This window comes from Marinobacterium weihaiense (assembly GCF_019061305.1).
GTDB lineage: Bacteria > Pseudomonadota > Gammaproteobacteria > Pseudomonadales > Balneatricaceae > Marinobacterium > Marinobacterium weihaiense.
Window position 1 is genome coordinate 1 of sequence record NZ_JAHQZT010000047.1, and the last position, 7,638, is coordinate 7,638.

The following is a 7,638-nucleotide window of genomic DNA, read 5'->3' on the forward strand; positions in this document are numbered from 1 at the left end:
CCGGTATTCGGCGCAAACAGCGGATGGCTGCCATGGACATTGAGTACATGGAGAGGGTGATACATGCTTAAAAAATGTTCACGCTCTCGCCCTGATAGGGAACCATTGAAACCCTTGCGAGTTAAAAATAGCCTGCAGACCGCCTTTAGCGGATATTCGGGTATAGCCCTTTTGTTCATTACCTTTTAAAATATCAATCCACTCAAGCCTCACTAAAGCATCAAATACCTTCACAGCAGACCTGTAAGAGTACAGCACCTTTTTAGTGTCTTTCGTTGAGTATGATGTTTTACTCTTGGGGAATGAAACCCAGCTATGCCCTAGAGAGTGGTATGCAGCATATAAAGCTGATAGAGCATGTTTTGCAATCACACGTTCTCTTTCAGTTTTGGGCGTATATTTGGCATCTTGATCAGCACTCAAAATATTACAGATAAGAGTTTCAACCAGTTCATCAATGAAAGCTGTATTAAGGGTATCAAACCAGTCAAAACGCTTACCTTCTCTGTATCGCATAAATCCTTCCTGACAGGCATCTGTTCAACCGCTGCTTAACAGACTTCTACCCACTCTCATAAAGGTCTTTAAAATCTGACCAAAAGACCCCCCTGTCGGTTTCTAATCAGCGCCAGACAGGGTATGACTTTTACTTTGGTTTATCTAATCAAAGTGTCTGATAAGTCCTATGCCTAGGATTAAAAAGCCCGCGACAAGGAAAAAAGTAAATGTATCATAAGAAAAAGTTGCTACACCGACAATGATACCGATAACTATCAATAAGCAACCCGGATATTTATATGGTGCAAAGGCTTTGCGGCTACCCCGAAAAGACTTAGTTGTTAGTCTGCCACAGTGTGGGCAAGATGGTGCTTCAGTGCTGATGTCGTGACCGCAGTCTTTGCATTTGATAAGAGGCATTTTCTATTCCTTTAGATGAACACTGGTATCTGAAAAGCCTATCAACAGGTCGTGACAGATACCAGCATAAGACTGTTTAGGCTGCTTCTTCCTTCAACTGCTTCGATACTTTGGCAACCAAGGATCTGCTGCAACCTACTGATTCGATGATTTCATTGTATGAATGCTTGTCTTTGAGCATAGACTTGATGGCAGTCTGCTTGCTTAAATCTTCCTTGCGTCCAGCATACTTGCCTTGCTGCTTGGCAGTCTGAATACCTTGTGCCTGTCTTCTACGTCTGTCTTCATAGTCCTTGCGAGCAGTAGCAGCCAGCAGATCCAGCAATAGATTATTCACTGCATGTAGAACAACACTGGTAAAGGAGGCTTCTTTTTCCAGTAGTACGTGCGAAGTGGGCAGCTCTGGTGAAACGATCTTTAGCTTCTTGTCGTTAATGATTCGCTTGAGCTTGTCCCAGTCTTCATTACTCAGACGTGCCAGCCTGTCTATCTGTTCAACAAGCAGAATGTCTCCTTCGCTGGACTCTGACAGCAGGCGCATAAGTTCAGGACGGTTGAGAGTGGCACCTGAAGCGTTCTCAGCGTAGAAGGTGGTAATTGTCAGGTTGTGTTGAGCTGCAAAGTCTTGAAGCTGCTGCTTGGCTCTATTGGCGTTCTGTTCTTTAGTGCTGGCGCGGAGATAAGCTCGAACAATCTGCATGACAACCACCTAAGTCTGTTTTGAATAGTTCGTTTATTAAAGTATGTTTAGAATGGTCTGTCAATTGATTTATGGCCTGTTTCGGTCTGAAAATTTCAGTCTGTCTGATGCATACTTAAAACGAATCGCTTTCCTTGTCTCTGCAAGCTGATAGGATGTGGTGATTGAGCATCATGGATGGGTAGGTGGTTTTATGTTTTGTGGCAAGTGTGGTGAGGAAAACCAACCAGATAATAAATTCTGCACTCATTGTGGTGCGTTGTTACAAGATGGGACAAGCACAGAAAGTGCTGCCCCTTTGAAGCCGAATAAGAAAGATACAGGGTCTCTTCGAAGTAAAATACAACAGCTCTCAGTCACCAAGCGAGTGCTGTTACTCTTCGTAACAATTTTGGCTTTTGGCATTATTCTTCCAAGGGAAAAGGATGAACCATCAAATGCTGTAACGTCTGAAGAATACTCTGGCAACGAGTATATCGAAGAATATACTTGCCTGAAGCACGTTATCCTAATACGTCATAGGGATGATAAGAAGGCTATAAAAGTAGATGACGAACAATGGCATGTTGCTGCTCAGTCTACCGACAATGTAAATCTTGAAGTTGTTTTTTCCACACCAAAATGGATTTTCAGAGATCAAGCTCAAAGTAAAGGAGCCCTCATCGAAAGGATGACTAATAAGTCCTACGAATGTCAGTGGTTAGACAATGCTTGATAGATGGGGGCTCTGCTAAAGAAAGCAGTATTTATCAATGGAGTGAACAAGATGGCGAAGCGCAAACAGTGCCCACAATGTGGTGAGCTAATGGTGCAGGGTGCATATCAATGTAGTAATTGTGGCACCAGTCTTGAAAACGCTGAAGTAATAGAAGTTTCAGAACAAGGCGTAGTGACAAATGCAAATGTTACAAGCGCCCCAGCACTTACCAGTTGGTTGAATGGCCTTGGTGTAATTTCTCTGTTGGCTGGATTGTTTATCACCGCTACTCTGTGGCCTACTGCTCCAAGAGGAGTGCAGGTAGGGCTACAGTTTTATCTACCAGCGTTGCTTTGGCTGTTCTTAGGTGTCATGCAATGCATTCTGTTCGCATCATTTGGTGCAATATTGCATTACCTCAAAAGGATTGCTGTTGCTGCTGAATCTAAGGAACGATCAACGCAGCCCTGATGATCTTTAGGACAAATCCAGTATGTGCAGGTAAAGACGGTCAAGGAGAAGACATGAAGGTATGCAAGAAATGCGGTAAAGAAAGTTCAGATGCATCCACTCATTGCTCGAACTGTGGCTCTAAGTTGCCCAGTGGATCAGGCAGGATGGGCTGCTTAGGTCTGTCACTGCTCATCCCTGCTTTAATAATTGTGCCTATTCTTTTAGCTACTCCTGAAGAAAGAGATGCAAATAGAAGGCCGGCTGTTGGCAAGCAGGGTGACGACTACACCACTTGCTTCCATAAAAGCATCGCTAAGTACCAAGAGGAAGGCCAGTACCCAGTGCTTGCTAATGGCGAACAGGCGTTACCAAAGATCAAAACTGCATGCAGAGAAAATCCTAATTTGTATGCTGCCTACACAGTCAAACCATTACCGCAAGATCATTTGGCACGCTGTCGAGGTAAAGGTTATGAGTACTATCGTACTGTTGGTTCTTGGCCTCACCTCTCAACTGGTGAAAATGCTGAGAAGAAGGTTAGAGAGCTTTGTGAGCGTTCAAATGGCAAGGCTTTTGACTCCCTCTTAGACCCTGAAGCCATCAAGTAACTCAGACCTGATGGTCTTCACTTCCTTAATGACTTTAGTTAGCAGATCAGTGATGTACTTCGGAATTAAATTAAAAGAGGGCAACATGTGTCCATGGTTTAAATGCCTTTTTATTTTATAATAGGAAAAAGGTTTCATATGATGAAATATAAAATACTATCAATAATTATTATACCATTTTTTATTTACGGCTGTACCAGTCTAGGAAAACGATGGCGCATATCTAATCATTATGATGTAGCTAGTGGCTCTAGAACTTGTAGTATAGTTAAAGGCAATATTGCTTTTATTGGTGTCTCTACTAAAGTTGGGAATAGTAGTAGTTCAAGAGCAAGTGTTTATCCTATTGAAAGTTATGGGATTTATCCCAGATCTTCCGTTTATATACATATTGCCGGAAAGAGGTGGAGTGGTAGAGAAAAGGTTATTATTGATAGTGAGTTGTACTCTTATATGACTTCAGGTGGAGTAATGAATATTTCTTGGTCGCCTTGGCCTCAAGGAGGCAGAAGGAGTGCAGCCATAGATCTAACAGGTTTTAAAGAAGTCTCTTCTTGTATCAGATCTAACTTAAGGTGATCCTCAGTATGAAATTGAAACCGTGTTCATACACAGCCTTGTAATAAGGGACGTTGTTTCTCAGGCCAGCTTGGTGTAGATCTACACCATGGACTACAGAGTGGACTACACTAGGTCGTATACATTCTTAACTCATTGATTGTACTGAGCATGGAGTCTGCTCAACCGGCTTATCGGCAGACTCTCACTCCTTTCTTGTGCGTACGGCTTGCAGTGGCTGTCGCGACCTCTCTGGCCAGCCTAGCTGTACAGCCGTGTTGGCATCGTGCCTGAAAACACCGTCGTTCACTTGTACACTGTCTGCCAAGATACCGTCATCCGGTTGTGTACACCGTCAAGCCTGTGCTGAGGCGGCGCTCTAAACCCTTTTGCGTGACGATTCAGGGAGGAGTCCATGCGCACCCTTACCGTGATACTTCAACGAATAACCCTTTTGCTGACCCTGCTGCTGACCGCTCTGCCGGCACAGGCGGTTAAGGGCACGCTGATTGGGCATGAAATCAAGGGCACTCGCAAGATCTGCTTCTATCGGGTGCTGGCCTCGACTGAGGCGATCACGATCAAGTCTTACCAACTGTGTCCGCTGTCACACGACTTCTGAATCCCGCTCAGTGCTCTGCAGCTGTTGCTGCAGGGCCGGAGGCAGGCCGATCTCCATGGCCACGGGACGATGGTCCGAAATGTTGTAGTCCAGCACGCGGGCGCTGCGCAGCTCCAGGTCGGGCGAGATCAGAATGTGGTCCAGCGCCTGTCGCGGCTGCCAGCTGGGGTAAGTTGGCAGGCTTTCATCGGCGCTGATCAGGTTCAGCCCGCGAAGGGCGGGTCGATTCAGCAGGTGCTCCAGCGGGTTGTTCATGTCACCCATCAGGATTACGTGTGGATGGGCTTCGATCAGTTCGCGGATATAGCGTAGCTGGCGGTCCTGGGTGCGCGCGCCCAGTGCCAGGTGCAGCACGATGATCAGCAATGCCTGGGGGCCTTCGCCAAAACGAACCAGAATGGCGCCCCGGCCGGGAATCAACCCGGGCAAGGCATGGTCTTCCACCTGAGTGGGTCGGTAGCGGCTCAGCACGCCGTTGCTGTGTTGTGCAAGCTTGCCGAAGTTGCGGTTAAGTTGCTGGTACCAGTAGGGAAACTGGCCCGCATTGGCCAGATATTCCACCTGATTGACAAACCCGCTGCGCAGGCTGCCGCCATCGACTTCCTGCAGGGCGACCAGATCATATTGGCGCAGCAGGCGGGCAATCTGTTTCAGCGTGCGGCTGCGATGACGGTGCGGCAGCAGATGTTGCCAGCTGCGGGTCAGGTAGTGGTGATAGGCTTGGGTGCGGATGCCGACCTGAATGTTGAAGCTGAGCAGTTTGAGTCCCGGCTGAGCAGAGGGGGCCGCTATGGTTGGGGTGTGTGGGCTGGTCAACTGATCGGGCGTGGGGTGTAGCATGAGGGTCATATGTCCAGTGGCACAGCATTGGCTACAGCTTAGGGGAGGGCGCCCCCGGCGTCCATGATGCCGGTTTGATTTACCTCATAGGCCGGTGCGCAAGTCCTGAAATCCTGTCATTTCAGCATCGGTGAGGGCCCGGTATTCTCCGGGCCGCAAGCTCTTGTCCAGCAGCAGGGTTCCCATGCGCTCTCGATGCAGGGCCGTGACTTCATTGCCGATGGCGGCAAACATCCGCTTCACCTGATGGTGGCGACCCTCATAAATTGTCAGACAGCACTGGCGAGCGCCCAGTCGTTCCAGCTGTGCTGCGGATGTCCTCACGCCTTCTCGCGCCAGCCAGATGCCCTGCGCGAAGCACGCCTCGGCTTCAAGGCTGATCGGTTCAGCGGTGGTAACCCGGTACACCTTGGGTATTTTTTCTTCCGGGGCGGTTATCCGGCGTGACCAGTGGCCGTCGTTGGTCAGCAGCAGCAGTCCGGTGGTCGCGCGATCAAGACGACCGGCAATATGCAGCTGCGGCCGCAGGGCCTCGGGCAGCAGTTCCAGAACTGTGGGATGTTCGGGGTCCCGTGTGGCGCTCAAGTAGCCAGGCGGCTTGTTCAGCATCAGGTAGACCGCCTGTTGCTGCTGCAGCAGGCGGTTGTCCAGCATGACGGTACAAAAGTGACTGACCGGGTAATGTGGGTCCCTGATCGTCTGCCCATTGACGCTGGCACGGCCTGAAGCCACCAGGCGCCGTGCTGTCTGGTGACTGTGTTCGGTGTGCTTGCAGACAAAGCGGTCCAGGCGCACTCAGGCTTCGCCCTTGAGTTGCTTGATCAGTGAAGCCGGCAGTTCCTTCAGTGTCAGGGTCTCGGCTTCCGGGTCAAAGGCGATGGTCTTGCCCAGGGATTCGTTGCTGAAGCTTATGGACACCTCACGGGTGCGGCCGGTATAACGGATGTACTTCTTCAGGCTGCTTCGGTCGGGGATAAATTCTTCTTTCAGTTCCGGTGCGCGCTCGGCCACAAAGTCATCAAATGCCACCTCGGCAACAGAGTCGACCGCATCGGCCAACGCATGACAATTGACCATTTCGCCCTCCTTGGATTGCTCCATGCAGAACTCGGCTACTTCCTTCTGGTAGCGTTTGGCGCTTTCTTCCGGCATGGCCTCGCTGTAATCACGCACCACTTCCATGAAGCGCTCGGTATCGGCCTGGGTATCCACGGTATCGGTGAAGCCCAGAAACTCCATCAACGGTGCCTGCAGGGCCCGGTCGCCAAAGCCGAAACTCAGGGTCAGGTAGCGCTTCTTGTCCGGATTGCCCATGTCATGCAGGTCGATGCAGGCGCACAGGCCGGTTTTGGCAAAATCGATATAGCCGGTATGCTGCAGGTCGTTATCCGCATTCAGCAGCAGGCCGTCTTTCTGCTTGAGGCTGGTGATCCACAGGCGTCGAGCAGCCTCAAGTTCCTCGACCACAAACAGCCAGTGGCCATCGGTTTCAAGATCCTGCTGCTCCATGAGCATCGCCAGCTGCTCCAGTACCTTGTGGCTGAACTGAGTAAAGCCGAGGCTGTCATCCAACCAGTTGATCAGCAGGCCCTTGAACGGCGTCGCTTCATCGGCAAAACGGCCATAGCGCTTGCTGGCGCGGCGCGTGAACAGCGGCTTGATTTCGCTAAGCAGGCGGTTGCTGTCGGTCTCACTGTCAAAGGGGGTCTCGCGCAGGCTGTAGGACTGCTCGCCGGTACGACGGGTAAGGCGGTGGGCGATGGCATCGGTGGCGGGCATGCTTGGACTCCTGAAGGTGATCGGGGAGCCGATTATAAACAATCCGCATACCGAAAACGCCCCCGGCTAGCATTTAAAAAGGCGCTCATGCGAGCGCCCAGGCGTCAGCTGTCGTTCTGTTTCTTATCGCGCTTCTCGCGGCGCTTTTCCTTCAGTGTTTTGGTCGGCTGTTTTTTCTCTTTACCCTTAGCCATTTATATTCTCCATCAAAGCTATCAGATCTTATTGGCGATAAAAAATAAAAAACGGAAAGATGCAAAGGCATCACAAAAGCTCCAAGGTATTATCCTCCTGATAAATTCAATCCAGTAGAGCAATCAAGGTAAAATCCAGCGGTGCATTGAAAAGGTTGATGCGGCAGCTTTCACCCCAGGGCGAGAGCGTGAACAAAAAGTAATCAGTTCAGTCTTTGAGCTTTCCTCCACCAAGGCATTTGTGATCAGATACTGGCTTTTGTGATGAC

At 49.7% G+C, this 7,638-nt stretch carries 10 protein-coding genes; 5 read left to right on the top strand and 5 right to left on the bottom strand.

Annotated elements, in window-relative coordinates:
• Positions 1 to 78: 78 nt before the first annotated feature.
• Both KTN04_RS16325 and KTN04_RS16330 read right to left on the bottom strand, forming a co-directional pair.
• Complete coding sequence (locus KTN04_RS16325) at positions 79 to 516, bottom strand: hypothetical protein (RefSeq protein WP_217336289.1); 438 nt, start codon at positions 514 to 516, stop codon at positions 79 to 81.
• Between the two features lie 478 nt (positions 517 to 994).
• The gene (locus tag KTN04_RS16330) at positions 995 to 1,618 is read right to left on the bottom strand and encodes a recombinase family protein (protein WP_217336290.1); all 624 of its coding nucleotides are present in this window, start codon (positions 1,616 to 1,618) and stop codon (positions 995 to 997) included.
• A 157-nt stretch (positions 1,619 to 1,775) separates the two neighbouring features.
• On the opposite strand from KTN04_RS16330, the gene KTN04_RS16335 reads away from it, so the two are divergent.
• The 5 genes from KTN04_RS16335 (at position 1,776) to KTN04_RS16355 (ending at position 4,556) form a co-directional block, all read left to right on the top strand.
• Positions 1,776 to 2,333 carry a zinc-ribbon domain-containing protein gene (locus KTN04_RS16335; protein ID WP_217336291.1) on the top strand — a complete coding sequence of 186 codons (558 nt, stop codon included), beginning with the start codon at positions 1,776 to 1,778 and terminating at the stop codon, positions 2,331 to 2,333.
• Positions 2,334 to 2,384: 51 nt separating this feature from the next.
• Entirely contained in the window at positions 2,385 to 2,786 is a 402-nt protein-coding gene (locus KTN04_RS16340) for a zinc ribbon domain-containing protein (protein WP_217336292.1), read from the top strand.
• A 53-nt stretch (positions 2,787 to 2,839) separates the two neighbouring features.
• A complete protein-coding gene (locus tag KTN04_RS16345; protein WP_217336293.1) occupies positions 2,840 to 3,376 on the top strand; it encodes a hypothetical protein in 537 nt (178 codons plus the stop codon).
• 138 nt (positions 3,377 to 3,514) lie between these two features.
• Positions 3,515 to 3,955, top strand: a complete 441-nt coding sequence (locus tag KTN04_RS16350) for a hypothetical protein (protein ID WP_217336294.1) — start codon at positions 3,515 to 3,517, stop codon at positions 3,953 to 3,955.
• Positions 3,956 to 4,349: 394 nt separating this feature from the next.
• Complete coding sequence (locus KTN04_RS16355; protein ID WP_217336295.1) at positions 4,350 to 4,556, top strand: hypothetical protein; 207 nt, start codon at positions 4,350 to 4,352, stop codon at positions 4,554 to 4,556.
• Here KTN04_RS16355 and KTN04_RS16360 read toward each other — a convergent pair.
• The 3 genes from KTN04_RS16360 to KTN04_RS16370 all read right to left on the bottom strand — a co-directional run bounded on the left by KTN04_RS16360 (position 4,542) and on the right by KTN04_RS16370 (position 7,175).
• Positions 4,542 to 5,396, bottom strand: coding sequence for an endonuclease/exonuclease/phosphatase family protein (locus KTN04_RS16360; RefSeq protein ID WP_217336296.1), 855 nt, complete (start codon positions 5,394 to 5,396; stop codon positions 4,542 to 4,544). The two genes, KTN04_RS16355 and KTN04_RS16360, sit on opposite strands and share 15 nt — an antisense overlap.
• A gap of 84 nt (positions 5,397 to 5,480) precedes the next feature.
• Positions 5,481 to 6,191 (bottom strand): pseudouridine synthase, encoded by a 711-nt coding sequence (locus KTN04_RS16365; protein ID WP_217336297.1) that lies wholly within the window; start codon positions 6,189 to 6,191, stop codon positions 5,481 to 5,483.
• Positions 6,192 to 7,175, bottom strand: a complete 984-nt coding sequence (locus KTN04_RS16370; protein WP_217336298.1) for a nucleoid-associated protein — start codon at positions 7,173 to 7,175, stop codon at positions 6,192 to 6,194.
• Positions 7,176 to 7,638 lie beyond the last annotated feature (463 nt).